Origin of the sequence: Streptomyces sp. KL116D (assembly GCF_030766975.1) — a bacterium.
GTDB classification, from domain to species: domain Bacteria; phylum Actinomycetota; class Actinomycetes; order Streptomycetales; family Streptomycetaceae; genus Streptomyces; species Streptomyces longispororuber_A.
On record NZ_JASERH010000027.1, the window covers coordinates 65,918 to 79,705 of the forward strand.

A 13,788-nucleotide genomic window follows, 5' to 3' on the forward strand; every position below is an offset into this window, starting at 1 on the left:
GGCGGTCTCCTGTCAGTGGACGCGGCGCTCGGCGCCGGCCCAGTAGCGCGCGCGGACGGCGCGGCGGTCGATCTTGCCGTTGCGGTTGACGGGGAGCGCGTCGACGAACTCCACGGACCGCGGCTTCTTCACCCGGGCGAGCCGGTCGGCGCAGAACGCGACGATCTCGTCCTCGTCGGCCGCGGTGCCCGCCCGGCGCACGACGACGGCCTTGACGGCCTCGCCCCAGCGTTCGTCGGGGACGCCGACGACACAGACCTCGGCGAGGGCGGGGTGGGTGTAGAGGACGGCCTCGACCTCGCTGCAGTAGACGTTGTAGCCGCCGGAGATGATCATGTCCTTCTTGCGGTCGACGATGAACAGATAGCCGTCCGCGCGCAGGTAGCCGAGGTCACCGGTGTGCACCCAGCCGTTCTTGAAGGTCTGCGCGGTCAGTTCGGGTTCGTGCCAGTACTCCCGTACGCAGTCGGGTCCGCGCGCGATGACCTCGCCGACGGTTCCCGCGGGCACGGCCTCGCCCGCCTCGTCGACGATGCGTATCTCGGTGTCGTAGACGGGACGTCCGCAGGACAGCAGGAGGTCGGGGTCGATGGTGGTGCCGGCGAGGACGTCCTCGCGGGTGAGCATGGTGATGCCGCTGGTCGTCTCGACCTGTCCGTAGCCCTGCACGAGGATCGGGCCGAACGCCTCGACGGCGTCCCGCAGCCGCTGCGGGGCGACCGGTGCACCGCCGACGTGCAGGGCCTTGAGGCTGGAGAGGTCGGCGGTGGCGGACGCCGGGTGGGCGAGCAGCATGTTCAGCATCGTGGGCACGACGAACGTGGCGGTGATCCGCTCGCTCTCCACGGTGCGCAGGAACAGCTCGGTGTCCCACTGCGGCAGGACGACCACGGTGGAGCCGTACGCCAGTGAGGCGAGCAGCGGCATGCCGGGCGCGTGCGTGATGGGTCCGGCCGCGAGGTAGCGCTCCCCCGTGGAGGGCGCGCTCTCCGAACTCATCATCCGCTTGCGCATGTTGGCCAGCCGGTTGCCCTGGGTCTGGACGGCGGCCTTGAGCTTTCCGGTGGATCCCGAGGTGAAGTTGAGGACGGCCGGGTCGTGCTCGTCGACCTCGACGGCGACGGGCTCCTCGCTCCCCTCGTCGAGCAACTCCGCGTAGCCGAAGGCCCCCTGTCCGTCGTACGCGACCAACAGGCAGTCCGTTCGGGCCTGCTGGAGCGCGGCGCGGGCGGCGTCCAGACGCTCCGCGTCGGCGAACAGCACGCGCACGTCGGCGTCGGCCACGATGTGCGCGACCTCGCCGACGGAGAGCCGGGGGCTGATCGGCACCCGTACGAGGCCGCTCTTGCACAGGGCCATCTCGGTCTCCACGACCTGTGCGCAGTTGCCCGCGTACGTCGCGACGGCCCGGCCCGGCGCCAGCCCGCGGCCGGCCAGCGCCGACGCGAGGCGGTTGGAGACCCGCTCCAGCTCGCGGTAGGTCAGCCTGCGTTCGCCGCAGACCAGGGCTTCCCGGTCCGGCCAGAAGGTACTGCTTCGAGTGATGTACGTGCCCAGGTTCACGGGCTGCTCCCACGCTCGTCGGCTCAAATCGTCATGGCGGCCACTAATAGACAGCGTGTACAGAAACTTTCTGGCTGTCAATGATCAGGTGTAGGCTGCCGACGCCGACGAGGGACGCGAGAGGAGCCGGACCATGCCGCCGGAAGCGGGCGACCGCCGAGTACGCCGCACCCGACGCCTGCTGCGCGACGCACTGGTGTCACTGGTCCTCGAACGGGGCTACGCCGCCGTGACCGTGGAGGACATCACCGAACGCGCCGATCTGGGCCGGGCGACGTTCTACAGCCACTACACGGACAAGGACGACCTGCTCGACCGGGTCGTCACCGATCTGCTCGACGAGCTGGCGGAGCGGCTGCGGCCGCTGGTCCCGGCGTCCGAGGTCGGGTTCACCGGCAAGCCGGCGCTGGAGATCTTCCGGCACGCCGAACAGGAGCGCGACGCCTACCGGATGATCCTGCGCGGCGAGGGCGACGGGCGGGCGCTGCGCCAGTTCACGCAGGCGCAGACGCAGGCGGCGGCGGAGGTGTTCCGGGAGCGCGCCGCGCACGAGAACGTCACGCCGAGGATCAGCGTCGACGTCCTGGCCCGCGCCTGGGTCGGCGAGCAACTCGCCGTACTGCACTGGTGGTTGGAGGAGGAACCGCGCCCGATGTCTCCGGAGGAGGCCACGGAGACGCTCCTCGACCTCTCGCTCCGGGGCCGCTACTGGGCCAACGGCTTCGAAGGCACCGCGCCCGAGCGGGGGCCGTCCGGCCGGTAGCGGGCCCTGGGCGGCCCCCGCTCGGGCCCTGAGGACTCAGCGCACCGCCTGGCCCTTGCCGAGCGCGATCACGCCCGCCTGGGAGACCGTGTAGAGCTCGGCGTCGCGGCCCGGGTTGACGCCGATCGTCGCGCCCGCCGGGACCTCCACGTTCTTGTCGAGGACCGCGCCGCGCACCACCGCGCCCCGGCCCACCCGCACGTTGTCGTGCAGCACCGAGCCCTGGACGACCGCGCCGTCCTCGACGGTGACGCCCGGCGAGAGCACGGAGCGGGTGACCTGGCCGCGGATGACGCAGCCGGGGCTGACGATCGACTCGCTCGCGATGCCGCCCGCGCAGAACTTGGCGGGCGGCAGCTGGCCGGGGTGCGTGTAGATCGGCCAGCGGCGGTTGTCGAGGCTGAACACCGGACGGTCGGAGATCAGGTCCATGTGGGCCTCGTAGTACGAGTCGAGCGTGCCGACGTCGCGCCAGTAGCCGTGGTCGCGCTCCGTCTCGCCGGGGACGTGGTTGCCGTCGAAGTCGTAGAGCTGGGCGACCCCGCGCTCGGTGAGCATCGGCAGGATCGAACCGCCCATGTCGTGCGCGGAGTCGTCGTCCTCGGCGTCCTGCTGGATCGCGTCGACGAGGGTCTTCGTCGTGAAGAGGTAGTTGCCCATCGAGGCGAACACCTGGTTCGGGGTGCCGGGCAGCGCCGGCGGGTCGGACGGCTTCTCCAGGAACGCCTCGACGCGGGTGCCGTCCCGGGCGGGCGTGATGACGCCGAAGGACGACGCCTCCGCGCGCGGCACGCGGATGCCCGCGACCGTGACGCCCGCGCCGGACTCGATGTGCTGGGCGAGCATCTGCCGCGGATCCATCCGGTACACGTGGTCGGCGCCGAACACCGCGATGTAGTCGGGCTGTTCGTCGTGGACCAGGTTCAGGGACTGCAGGATCGCGTCGGCGCTGCCCAGGTACCAGCGCGGCCCGAGCCGCTGCTGCGCCGGGACGGGCGTGACGTAGTTGCCGAGCAGGCTCGACATCCGCCAGGTCGTGGTGACGTGCCGGTCGAGCGAGTGCGACTTGTACTGCGTCAGGACACAGATCCGCAGGATGTCGGCGTTCACCAGGTTCGAGAGGACGAAGTCCACGAGGCGGTACGTGCCGCCGAACGTCACCGCGGGCTTCGCCCGGTCCGCGGTGAGCGGCATCAGCCGCTTCCCCTCTCCTCCCGCCAGTACGATCCCGAGCACCGAAGGCCCACCGCGCATGTCAACCCCCTGTGATTCACGTGCCGTTGAGGATCTCCTCGTACACGTCGACCGTGCGCCGGGCGATCGCGCCCCAGCCGAACTCGGCCGCCGCCCGCTCCCGTCCCGCCTCACCCATCCGGCGCGCCGCTCCCGGATCGCCGACCACCTCGTTCAGCGCCCGGGCCAGCCCCGCCTCGAAGCCCTCCGGGTCCTGCTCGCGGTACGGGACGAGCAGCCCGCTCTCCCCGTGGGCGACCACCTCGGGGATGCCGCCGACCCGGGAGGCGACCACGGCGGTGCCGCAGGCCATCGCCTCCAGGTTCACGATGCCGAGCGGCTCGTACACCGAGGGACACACGAACACCGAGGCATGGGTGAGGAGTTGGACGATCTCGGAGCGCGGCAGCATGGACGGGATCCAGCGCACGCCGTCCCGCGACCGCTTCAACTCGTCGACCAGCACCCGGAATTCACGCCCGATCTCCGGGGTGTCCGGCGCCCCCGCGCAGAGCACGAGCTGGACGTCCTTCGCCAGTCCGTGGGCCGCGCGCAGCAGATGGGGCACGCCCTTCTGGCGGGTGATGCGGCCGACGAACAGCACGTAGGGGCGGGCCGGGTCGACGCCGATCCGCTCCAGCACCTCCGTGCCGGGGTCCGCGTGGTAGAGCGAGACGTCGATGCCGTTGTGCACGACGCGCACCCGCTTGGGTTCGAGGGCGGGATAGCAGGCGAGGATGTCGTCGCGCATCGCCCGGGACACGGCGATCACCCCGTCCGCCGCCTCGATCGCGGTGCGTTCCGCCCAGGCCGACAGAGCGTAACCGCCACCGAGCTGCTCGGCCTTCCAGGGGCGCAGCGGCTCCAGGGAGTGAGCGGTCATCACGTGCGGGATGCCCAGGTGCAGGGCCGCGAGGTGGCCCGCGAGGGCGGTGTACCAGGTGTGCGAGTGGGCCAGCTCGCGGCCTTCGAGGGCGGCGGCGATGGACAGGTCGACGGAGAGGGTGCGCAGCGCGTCGTTCGCCCCGTCGAGCGCGGGCCACGCGCGGTGCCTGCGCACGCCGTCGGTCGTGCCCTCGCCCCACGTGTGGACCTCGAGGTCGACGAGGGGGCGCAACTCGCGCGCCAGGAACTCGACATGGACGCCGGCCCCGCCGTAGACGTCCGGCGGGTACTCCCGGGTGAGCAGTCCCACTCGCACGCGCGGCCCCCGTCGTCGGTCGGCAACACTCGCTCAAGGTCATGGTGCTCGGTTCCGCGCCCGAAGCGCTCCTCATGGTCACCCATGGAGCGGCCCGTGCGGAAGAGCGCGTACGCCACGAGGTGCTCCGACGCACCGGGGGCACCCGCCCTGGGGATGACGCGGCAGGAGCCGTACTCCATCGGCAGTAGGACCCAATGCCTGCTCAGGTCGGACGACAGATCCGCGTAAGAGAGAGATCGTGGAGACATGAGAACCGACCGTTCGCCGCGCCGCACCGCCAGGGACGCCAAATGAGTGCCCTGGTGCTGTCCGTGCTGCTCTCGCTCGTCTCCGCGTTCGCCTACGCGGGCGGGGCGATCGTGCAGGAACGGGTGGCCGAGACGTCCGGATCCACGTACGCGCCGCTGCGCAGGCCCGCCTGGTGGGGCGCCGGGTGTCTGAACGGCCTGGGCGCGCTGCTGCACGTCGTCGCGCTCGCCTACGGCCCGCTGAGCCTGGTGCAGCCGCTCGGCGCCCTGACGATCGTCGTGGCGCTGCCGATGGCGGCCCTGTTCGTCGGCCGCAGAGCGGGTTCGACCGCCTGGCGCGGGGCGATCATGGCGACGGTCGGTCTCGCGGGGCTCCTCGCGCTGACCGGAACGCCGTCGGAGCAGGCCCTCGACGGCACGGAGCGCCTGCTGGTCGGCCTGATCACGGCCGGTGGCGTGGTCGTCCTGATGACGTCGGCGCGGGCCGCGCACCGGCATCCGGTGGTGCGGGCGGTGCTGCTCGCGGTGGCGGCGGGCGGCGCGTTCGGCATGGCGTCGGTCTTCACGAAGTCGGTGGCCGTCGACTGGTCAGGCAGTCCGCTGGCCCAGCTGCCCAGCCTGCTGGCCATCGCGGGCCTGGCCACGACGGGCATGCTCCTGTCGCAGGCCTCCTACCGCGGTGCGGGGCTGGCCGCCCCGCTGGCGACCGCGACGGTGGTGAACCCGGTCGTGGCGGCGGCCGTCGGCATCACGCTGTTCGGCGAGACGTTCCGGCACGGCACCATCGGCACGGTGCTGGCCCTGGGCTGCGGCGTCGTCGCGGCCGGCGGCCTGATCCTGCTGACCACGGAGCGCATCGGCCGGGACCGCCGCGAGAGCACCGCTCACGTCGTCGCCCGGCACCCGTCGGCGCCGGCGTCCCCGGTCGTGCCGGACAGCCCGGCCGCGCTCGACGGCATGCCGAGCCAGCCGAAGCCGCCGCACGACGACGAGCGCTCCTCGTACGAGAACGTCAGATCCTGACCCCGTGGGCCCGCAGGTACGCGAGCGGGTCGACGTCACTGCCGAAGCCGGGCCCGGTCCGCACCTCGAAGTGCAGATGCGGGCCCGTGCTGTTGCCCGTGGACCCGGAGCGGGCGATCCGCTGGCCCGCGACGACGCGCTGGCCGCTCTTCACGGAGAGCGCCGACAGGTGCCCGTACTGGCTGTACCGGCCGTCTGCGTGCCGGATCACCACTTCGTAGCCGTACGAGCCGCCCCAGCCCGCGGAGACGACCTGGCCCGCCGCGACGGCCTTCACGGAGGTGCCGGTGGGCACCGCGAAGTCGACGCCCGTGTGGTAGCCCTTCGACCACGAGGAGCCGGCGGCGTGGTACGGGGTGCCGAGCGAGGCGGCGACCGGGGCGACGACGCCGCCCGCGCCCGCCCTGGGCCCTTCGGTCTTCTTCGGCTCGGTCTTCTTCGGCTCGGCCTTCTTCGGCTCGGCCTTCTTGGGCTGAGACTTCTTGGGCTGCGTCTGCTTCGGGTGGGCCTGCTTCGGGTGCGCCTTCCGGGACACCGGTGCCTGCCCGGTCCCGCCGGGGACGGTCAGCCGCTGCCCGGGCACGATCAGGTCCGGGTCGGCGCCGATCGTGGAGCGGTTCGCCGCGTACAGCCGGGACCAGCCGCCGGGCACCTTGCGGGAGTCCGCGATGCCGGACAGCGTGTCGCCGCCGACCACCGTGTACGAGGATCCGCGCCCCGCCGTGGACTGCGGGATGACCTCCGGCTTGACGTCCTGGACGGTCCGCGCACGGACCGGTTCGCGCTCGGGTGCGCGGGCCAGGCCGGCCTTCTGCGAGCACACCGGCCAGGCACCGGGTCCCTGCCCCTTCAGCACCTTCTCCGCGACCGCGATCTGCTGGTCCTTGGACGCGAGGTCGGCGCGCGGCGCGTACGCCGTGCCGCCGTACGCGGCCCAGGTGGAGCGGGTGAACTGGAGCCCGCCGTAGAAGCCGTTGCCGGTGTTGATCGCCCAGTTGCCGCTGGACTCGCACGCGGCCACCTTGTTCCACGTGGTCACGTCCGCGGCGTGCGCCGTCCCGGCGCCGATGAGGGGGATCGCCATCCCGGCGCCGCCGACGGTCACGGTGAGCGACGCCCGGTTGACCCTGCTCGGCTGATACCGGCGGTGCCGGCCGCGTAACGCCATGAAAGCCCCCTCTGGGTACCCGTACAGGCACACGTAGGAGCGGCAAATTAGCCGCTCCCACGCAGTCATGACAAGAGAGCCTCAAGCCACCTTGGCCACTTTTAGCCCCTCAAGTGACCAGGAATCCACCGCAGTTGGACGGCCTGCTGGAAGGGGCCGCCGCCCTCGTGGTCGTTGAAGGCGTACACCTCCATGGACCGCTCCGCGCCCGCCCAGTTGTTGTACGCCGCGAACACCGTCGACGGCGGGCAGGTCAGGTCCTCCAGGGCGGCCGAGAAGAGTCCGGGCGCCGTGGCGCGGGCCGCGAAGTTCATGCCGTCGAAGTACGAGAGTGTCCGGAAGACCCGCTCGTCCTCGCCGATGTGCGTCTTGAGGTACTGCGCGATCTCGCGGTACGGGTGACGCTCGGTGAGCGTGGCCGCGCGCCCGAAGTGGCACAGGAACGGGACGTCGGGCGCCGCCGCCTTCAGGTCCGGCACCAGACCGGCCACGGCGATCGTGATGCCGCCGCCCTGGCTGCCGCCGGTGACGGCGACCCGGGAGGCGTCCACGAGCGGGTGCGAGCGGGCCGCGTCGACCGCCCGCACCCCGTCCGTGTACACGCGCCGGTAGTAGTACTCGTGCGGGTCCTGGATGCCCCGCGTCATGAATCCGGACACCGCGGGCGCGCTGCCCACCGGGTCCGGGGTGTCGCCGACGGTGCCGCCGCTGCCCTGGCCGCGGGTGTCCATCACGAAGTGCGCGAAACCGGCGGCCGCCCACCTCAGGTGGGTGTGCGGCAGGCCCCGGCCGCCGCTGTAGCCGATGTACTCGACGACGGCCGGTATCGGCTCGCTGGTGCCCGCGGGCAGCACGAGCCAGCCCTTCACGGGATGCCCTCCGAAGCCCGCGTACGTAACGTCGAACACGTCGACCGCCGTGTACGGCACGTCGACGGGCTCGAAGCGCGCGTCGAGGTCGTGCTCCCTGGCCTCGGCGAGGGTCTTCTCCCAGAAGGCGTCGAAGTCGTCAGGGGCCGTCAACGCTGGCTTGAACGCACGCAGTTCGTCGAGCGGCAGATCGAAATGAGGCACGCACGGCTCCGGTTTCGTAGAGAGTTCACCTGGGGTGTCAGCGGCAACGCTAACTCCCGCCGTGCCACAACTGAACAAGATCTATCAATTTCCCAATCCAGGAGCGACAGGCATGAGCACTACAGCCCAGATCGGTGTCACGGGGCTCGCTGTCATGGGGCGCAATCTCGCCCGCAACTTCGCCCGCAACGGCTACACCGTCGCCCTCCACAACCGCACGGCGTCCCGGACGCACGCGCTGGTGAAGGAGTTCGGCGAGGAGGGCATCTTCGTCCCGACCGAGACCGCCGAGGAGTTCGTGGCCGCGCTGGAGCGCCCGCGCCGCCTGGTCATCATGGTCAAGGCGGGCGACGCGACGGACGCGGTGATCAAGGAGTTCGCCCCGCTCCTGGAGCCCGGCGACATGATCGTCGACGGCGGCAACGCGCACTTCGCGGACACCCGCCGCCGCGAGAAGGAGCTGCGCGAGCAGGGCATCCACTTCGTCGGCACGGGCGTCTCCGGCGGCGAGGAGGGCGCGCTGCACGGGCCGAGCATCATGCCCGGCGGCAGCGTCGAGTCGTACGCGTCGCTCGGCCCGATGCTGGAGAAGATCTCCGCCAAGGCGAAGGACGGCGCCCCCTGCGTCACGCACGTCGGCCCGGACGGCGCAGGCCACTTCGTGAAGATGGTGCACAACGGCATCGAGTACGCCGACATGCAACTCATCGGCGAGGCCTACCAGCTGCTGCGCGACGTGGCCGGCTACTCCCCCGCGGAGATCGCCGACATCTTCCGCAGGTGGAACACGGGCCGCCTCGACTCGTACCTCATCGAGATCACGGCGGAGGTGCTCTCCCACGTCGACGCGGCCACCGGGAAGCCGTTCGTGGACGTGGTCCAGGACCAGGCCGAGCAGAAGGGCACCGGCCGCTGGACGGTGCAGATCGCGCTCGACCTGGGCGTGCCGGTGTCCGGCATCGCGGAGGCCGTCTTCGCCCGTTCCCTGTCCGGGCACGCCGAGCTGCGCGCCGCGTCCCGGGGCCTGGCGGGCCCGACGGCGAAGCGGCTGACCGACGCGGAGGCCGCGGCCTTCGCCGGGCAGGTCGAACAGGCCCTGTACGCCTCGAAGATCGTGTCGTACACGCAGGGCTTCCACGAGATCTCCGCGGGCAGCGACGAGTACGACTGGAACATCGACCTGGGCGCGGTGGCCGGCATCTGGCGCGGCGGCTGCATCATCCGGGCCGCGTTCCTGGACCGGATCACGGCCGCCTACGAGGCGGAGCCGGGTCTGGTCTCGCTGCTCTCGGACAAGGGCTTCGCCGACGAGATCGCGGCGGCGCAGGACGACTGGCGTGCCGTCCTGGTCGCCGCGACCACGCAGGGCGTACCGACACCGGGGTTCGCCGCGGCCCTCGCGTACTACGACGCGCTGCGCGCCGAACGGCTGCCGGCCGCGCTCACGCAGGGCCAGCGGGACTTCTTCGGCGCGCACACGTACCGCCGCGTCGACCGGGAGGGCTCGTTCCACACGCTGTGGGGCGGTGACCGCTCCGAGGTCGACGCGTAGACGGCTCGTCCCCTATGCGGGTGAGGGCTCCGGCTCGGGTGGCGCCGGGTCGGGGTCCGGGAGCGGTCCCGGTGGGGCCGGGGCCGGCGGGGGCTGCGGCACGGGCCGCGGCTTCGGCGTCGGGAACGGGTCCGGGAGCGGTCCCGGGTCCGGGACGTCGGGGCCCGGTCCTGGGCTCGGCCCGGGGCCCGGGGTCGGCCCGGGCGGGACGGGGTCGGGGAACGGATGGGTCATGGTGGTGCCTCCAGCGGTTCGGAGGATTCCTTTCCACTGTCTCCCGGCACGCGTGCCCACGCCCGCCGAGTCCACGCGTCCCGCACCCGGCGGTTCAGCCGTTCGCGCGGGTCAGCCGGACGACGGGGATGTCCCGGCTGGTCTTCTTCTGGTACTCCGCGTAGTTCGGGAACAGCTCGACGAGCGAGTCCCACACGCGTGCCTTGTCCGCGGCGGAGAGCGTCTCGGCGCGGGCGTCGAACCGCTCGGTGCCCACGCGCAGCCGGACGTCCGGGTTGTCCTGGAGGTTCAGGTACCACAGCGGGTGCGTGTCGGATCCGCCGTACGAGGCCACGATCAGGTAGTCGTCGCCGTCGCGCCCGTAGATCAGGACGGTCCGCCGCCACTGGCCGGACCTGCGGCCCTGGTAGTCGAGCAGCAGACAGGGCACGCCCTGGATCGTGGTGCCCTTGGTGCCGCCGGACTCCTCGTAGGTGCGCGCCTGGTCGGCGACCCATCCGGTGGGGCTGATGACGACGTCGGTGTCATGGTCGGCCATGCCGGTCCTCCTCGCTCGGTCCTCGCTCAACTTCCTTCACCGTAAGCGTTCTTGAGCCGTCCGCATTCCGCCGCGCCGGCCTCGAAGCCGGTGCGCGGGCTGGACAGGACGGGCAGCGGGGTGCGGACCCGGCCGGCGGCGTCGGCGAGGGAGGGCTGCGCGAGGACGATCACGTCGGCGTCGGTGACCGCGTCGACGGCCGCCGCGACCAGGTCGAGGTAGCCCTCGCGGTCGCCCGCCTCGAACCGCTCCCAGGCGCCGTCGACGAGGACCGTGCGCACGGTGACCTCGCGGCCGGCCCGCGCGGCCTCCTCCGCGACCAGCGCTGCGCTCGGTCCGAGGGTGCTGGCGACGGTGGCGATCACGGTGACGCGCTCGCCCGCGGCGACCGCCCGGGCGGCCATCGGCCGGTCCCCGCGCAGGACGGGGACGCCGACGGCGGCGGTCTGTTCCTCGGCGACGCCACTGATGGTGGAGCAGGTGCACACCACGACGCCGGCGCCGTCCGCGACCGCCGCGGCCAGCAGGGCGCGGATGTCGTCGGCCACGGCGGCCGGGCCCTCGGCGCGGGCCCTGGCCAGCAGGTCCTCGTGCACGAGGTGGCGCAGCGCGAGGTCCGGCTCGTGGGCGTCGCGCAGCGCGTCGTAGACGGGGACGTGGACCGGGGAGGTGTGCAGCAGTGCCAGGGTCATGCAGGGCACCCTACGCAGCGCCTCCGGTCGGGTCACCAGGTGCTCGGGTCGGCGGCGAGGGCGGCCCGCGCCGCGTCCAGCAGTGCGCCGGACGCGGCGGGCGCCTCGCCGGGGTGCCGCTCGGCCCACCGCACGACGAACGAGCAGAGCGGGGCGACGGCCACGCCGTCCCGGGCCGCGATCGCGTACAGCTCGCGCGTGAGCGATCCGGCGATGCCCTTGCCCTCGTGCTGCGGCTCCACGACGGTGTGCACCGGCACGAGGGCCCGCTCGGGCGCGTCGAGCACGAAGTACTGGATGTGGCCGACGGTCTCCCCGTCGGCGCCGCCCGCGCGGGCCAGGAGCATGCCCCGGTCGCGGTCGTCGTGGATCTCGATGTCGCTCATGGGGCTCTCCTGCCGTCCTGGGCGGGCCGGTGCTCAGCCCGCGGACACCGCCTGGGGAACTGCCTGGGGACTGCGCTGCGCGTCGCCGCCGGGGGCCGGCTCGGACGGGTCCGTCCCGAGCGCCACGATCGCGTTGTCCCGGTCCACGTGCACGACCCTGGGCCGCAGGGAGCGGGCCTCGGCGTCGTCGACCTGAGCGTAACTGATGATGATCACGAGGTCGCCCGGGTGCACGAGGTGGGCGGCGGCGCCGTTGATCCCGATGACACCGGATCCGCGCTCGCCCTCGATGACGTAGGTCTCCAGACGGGCGCCGTTGTCGATGTCGACGATGTGGACGAGTTCGCCGGGCAGCAGGTCGGCGGCGTCCAGCAGGTCGGCGTCGATCGTCACCGAGCCGACGTAGTGCAGGTCGGCCTGGGTGACGGTGGCCCGGTGGATCTTGGACTTGAACATGGTGCGCAGCATGAAGGCACTCCTGAGGGGTCGGCTCCCTGCCTGTCTTGTGCAGGTCAAGGGCGTCTCGCCACTGTAGCGCGCCCCCGATCGGCCCCACCGGCCGAACGCCGACGGACCCCACCTGCCATGGACCCCGCTTTGAGGGTTGCCCGACCGAACTTCCTTTCTTCCAGGGCCATTTCGCGACCTGTTCACGCAAAAGTCTCCAACGATTATTCAACGATAGCGTTGAAGGCATGGCTACTGACATCAAGGGCACCACGCATGCCGTCGACGCCTCCGCCGTGCTGGGGCTGCTTCCGGTCCGGCCCCGGCTGCTCGGTCTCGGTGAGCCCACTCATGGGGCCGACTCGCTGCTCGACGTGCGCAACGACCTCTTCCGGGAGCTCGTCGAGGACCACGGGTTCCGGACGATCGCGATCGAGAGCGACTGTCTGACGGGGCTGGTCGTGGACGACTACGTCGCCGGGGGCCCGGGGACGCTCGACGACGTGATGGAGCGGGGGTTCAGTCACGGGTTCGGCGCGTCCGCCGCCAACCGCGAGCTGGTCCGCTGGATGCGCGCCCGCAACGAAGGACGCCCGGCGGACCAGCGGCTCCGGTTCGCCGGCTTCGACGGGCCGCTGGAGATCACCGGCGCCGCGAGCCCCCGGCAGGCCCTCACCTCCCTGCACCGCTTCCTCGCGGACCAGGTGGCGGCGGACCTGCTGCCCTGCACCGCCGACACCCTCGACCGGCTGCTCGGCGCGGACGACCGGTGGCCCGAACCCGCCGCGATGATGGACCCCGCCCGGTCCGTGGGACGGTCGGCCGACGCGAAGGAGCTCCAACTGCTCGCCGTCGACCTGGCGGCGCTGCTCGACGCGCGGACACCGGAACTCCTCGCGGCGACCTCGCGGGCCGACGTGGAGCGGGCCCGGCTGTACGCGCGCACCGCCGTCGGTCTGCTCACCTACCACCACTGGATGGCCGACACCTCGCCAGGACGGATGGAGCGGCTGCTGGGCCAGCGCGCCTCGATGATGGCCGCGAACCTGCTCGCGGTCGCCGAGCAAGGCCCGGCCCTGGCGTACGCCCACAACGGACACCTGCAACGGGAACGCAGCTCGATGCGCATGGGCGACCTGCCGCTCCGGTGGTGGAGCGCCGGCGCGCTGGTGAGCGACCGGCTCGGGGACGACTACGCCTTCCTGGCCACGCTGCTCGGCACGCTCCGGCACCATGGGGTGGACGCCCCGCCGCCGGACAGTGTCGAGGGGCTCCTGTACGCGCTGCCGGAGGACCGCTGCCTGGTCGACCCCACCCGGTTCGCCACCGCCGTCGGCGGGACACCGGTCGCGCAGCGCGTGTCCCCGTGGTTCGGGTACGCCCCGTACGACCCGGCCCATCTCGCGGCGACGGACGGGATCGTGTTCGTCAAGGACGTCCCGCGGGACTGAGCCGCACCGGCTGGACGGCGCCTACCGCATCCGTCGTATCCCTCTGGTCCGCGATCCCAGGGTTTTCACCGTGGCCCGATCAGCGGCGCGGGTCCATCGTGGAGGGCACGGAAGTTCACGGGCTTCCGGCACGGGGGAACAACGGGGGAACGGGGGACGGGGGTGTCCGCAGCGGGCACCCCCGCTGACATGCGGTCGACGGGGTCGGCCGGG

General features: G+C 72.2%; 13 protein-coding genes. 4 read left to right on the top strand and 9 right to left on the bottom strand.

Features of this window, described 5'->3' with window-relative positions:
* Positions 1–12: 12 nt before the first annotated feature.
* Positions 13–1,563: a long-chain fatty acid--CoA ligase gene (locus RBJ77_RS08990; RefSeq protein ID WP_372344441.1), complete on the bottom strand. Its 1,551-nt coding sequence runs from the start codon at positions 1,561–1,563 to the stop codon at positions 13–15.
* A 133-nt stretch (positions 1,564–1,696) separates the two neighbouring features.
* Between RBJ77_RS08990 and RBJ77_RS08995 the strand changes: the two genes are divergently transcribed.
* Positions 1,697–2,326: a TetR/AcrR family transcriptional regulator gene (locus RBJ77_RS08995; RefSeq protein ID WP_372344442.1), complete on the top strand. Its 630-nt coding sequence runs from the start codon at positions 1,697–1,699 to the stop codon at positions 2,324–2,326.
* Positions 2,327–2,362: 36 nt separating this feature from the next.
* Here the strand turns inward: RBJ77_RS08995 and glgC are convergent, their stop codons facing one another.
* Both glgC and glgA read right to left on the bottom strand, forming a co-directional pair.
* Positions 2,363–3,580: a glucose-1-phosphate adenylyltransferase gene (gene glgC / locus RBJ77_RS09000; RefSeq protein WP_372344443.1), complete on the bottom strand. Its 1,218-nt coding sequence runs from the start codon at positions 3,578–3,580 to the stop codon at positions 2,363–2,365.
* 16 nt (positions 3,581–3,596) lie between these two features.
* Entirely contained in the window at positions 3,597–4,754 is a 1,158-nt protein-coding gene (gene glgA, locus RBJ77_RS09005; protein ID WP_372344535.1) for a glycogen synthase, read from the bottom strand.
* 299 nt (positions 4,755–5,053) lie between these two features.
* On the opposite strand from glgA, the gene RBJ77_RS09010 reads away from it, so the two are divergent.
* Positions 5,054–6,034 carry a DMT family transporter gene (locus RBJ77_RS09010; RefSeq protein ID WP_372344444.1) on the top strand — a complete coding sequence of 327 codons (981 nt, stop codon included), beginning with the start codon at positions 5,054–5,056 and terminating at the stop codon, positions 6,032–6,034.
* Here the strand turns inward: RBJ77_RS09010 and RBJ77_RS09015 are convergent.
* Entirely contained in the window at positions 6,024–7,202 is a 1,179-nt protein-coding gene (locus RBJ77_RS09015; RefSeq protein WP_372344445.1) for a transglycosylase family protein, read from the bottom strand. The genes RBJ77_RS09010 and RBJ77_RS09015 overlap by 11 nt on opposite strands.
* A 101-nt stretch (positions 7,203–7,303) precedes the next feature.
* Positions 7,304–8,275: an acetylxylan esterase gene (locus RBJ77_RS09020; RefSeq protein ID WP_372344446.1), complete on the bottom strand. Its 972-nt coding sequence runs from the start codon at positions 8,273–8,275 to the stop codon at positions 7,304–7,306.
* A gap of 112 nt (positions 8,276–8,387) precedes the next feature.
* On the opposite strand from RBJ77_RS09020, the gene gndA reads away from it, so the two are divergent.
* Positions 8,388–9,827, top strand: a complete 1,440-nt coding sequence (gene gndA / locus RBJ77_RS09025) for an NADP-dependent phosphogluconate dehydrogenase (protein ID WP_372344447.1) — start codon at positions 8,388–8,390, stop codon at positions 9,825–9,827.
* 328 nt (positions 9,828–10,155) lie between these two features.
* On the opposite strand, the gene RBJ77_RS09030 is transcribed toward gndA, so the two are convergent.
* Genes RBJ77_RS09030 through panD form a run of 4 tightly spaced genes read right to left on the bottom strand, consistent with a single transcriptional unit; the run spans position 10,156 to position 12,145 of the window.
* Complete coding sequence (locus RBJ77_RS09030; protein ID WP_372344448.1) at positions 10,156–10,599, bottom strand: nitroreductase family deazaflavin-dependent oxidoreductase; 444 nt, start codon at positions 10,597–10,599, stop codon at positions 10,156–10,158.
* Positions 10,600–10,625: 26 nt separating this feature from the next.
* Positions 10,626–11,291, bottom strand: coding sequence for an aspartate/glutamate racemase family protein (locus RBJ77_RS09035; RefSeq protein ID WP_372344449.1), 666 nt, complete (start codon positions 11,289–11,291; stop codon positions 10,626–10,628).
* Positions 11,292–11,323: 32 nt separating this feature from the next.
* On the bottom strand, positions 11,324–11,677 hold the full coding sequence (locus RBJ77_RS09040) for a GNAT family N-acetyltransferase (protein WP_372344450.1): 354 nt from the start codon (positions 11,675–11,677) through the stop codon (positions 11,324–11,326).
* Between the two features lie 33 nt (positions 11,678–11,710).
* Positions 11,711–12,145: an aspartate 1-decarboxylase gene (gene panD, locus RBJ77_RS09045; protein ID WP_372344451.1), complete on the bottom strand. Its 435-nt coding sequence runs from the start codon at positions 12,143–12,145 to the stop codon at positions 11,711–11,713.
* A 227-nt stretch (positions 12,146–12,372) separates the two neighbouring features.
* Here panD and RBJ77_RS09050 point away from each other — a divergent pair, with 227 nt between their 5' ends.
* Complete coding sequence (locus RBJ77_RS09050) at positions 12,373–13,575, top strand: erythromycin esterase family protein (RefSeq protein WP_372344452.1); 1,203 nt, start codon at positions 12,373–12,375, stop codon at positions 13,573–13,575.
* Positions 13,576–13,788 lie beyond the last annotated feature (213 nt).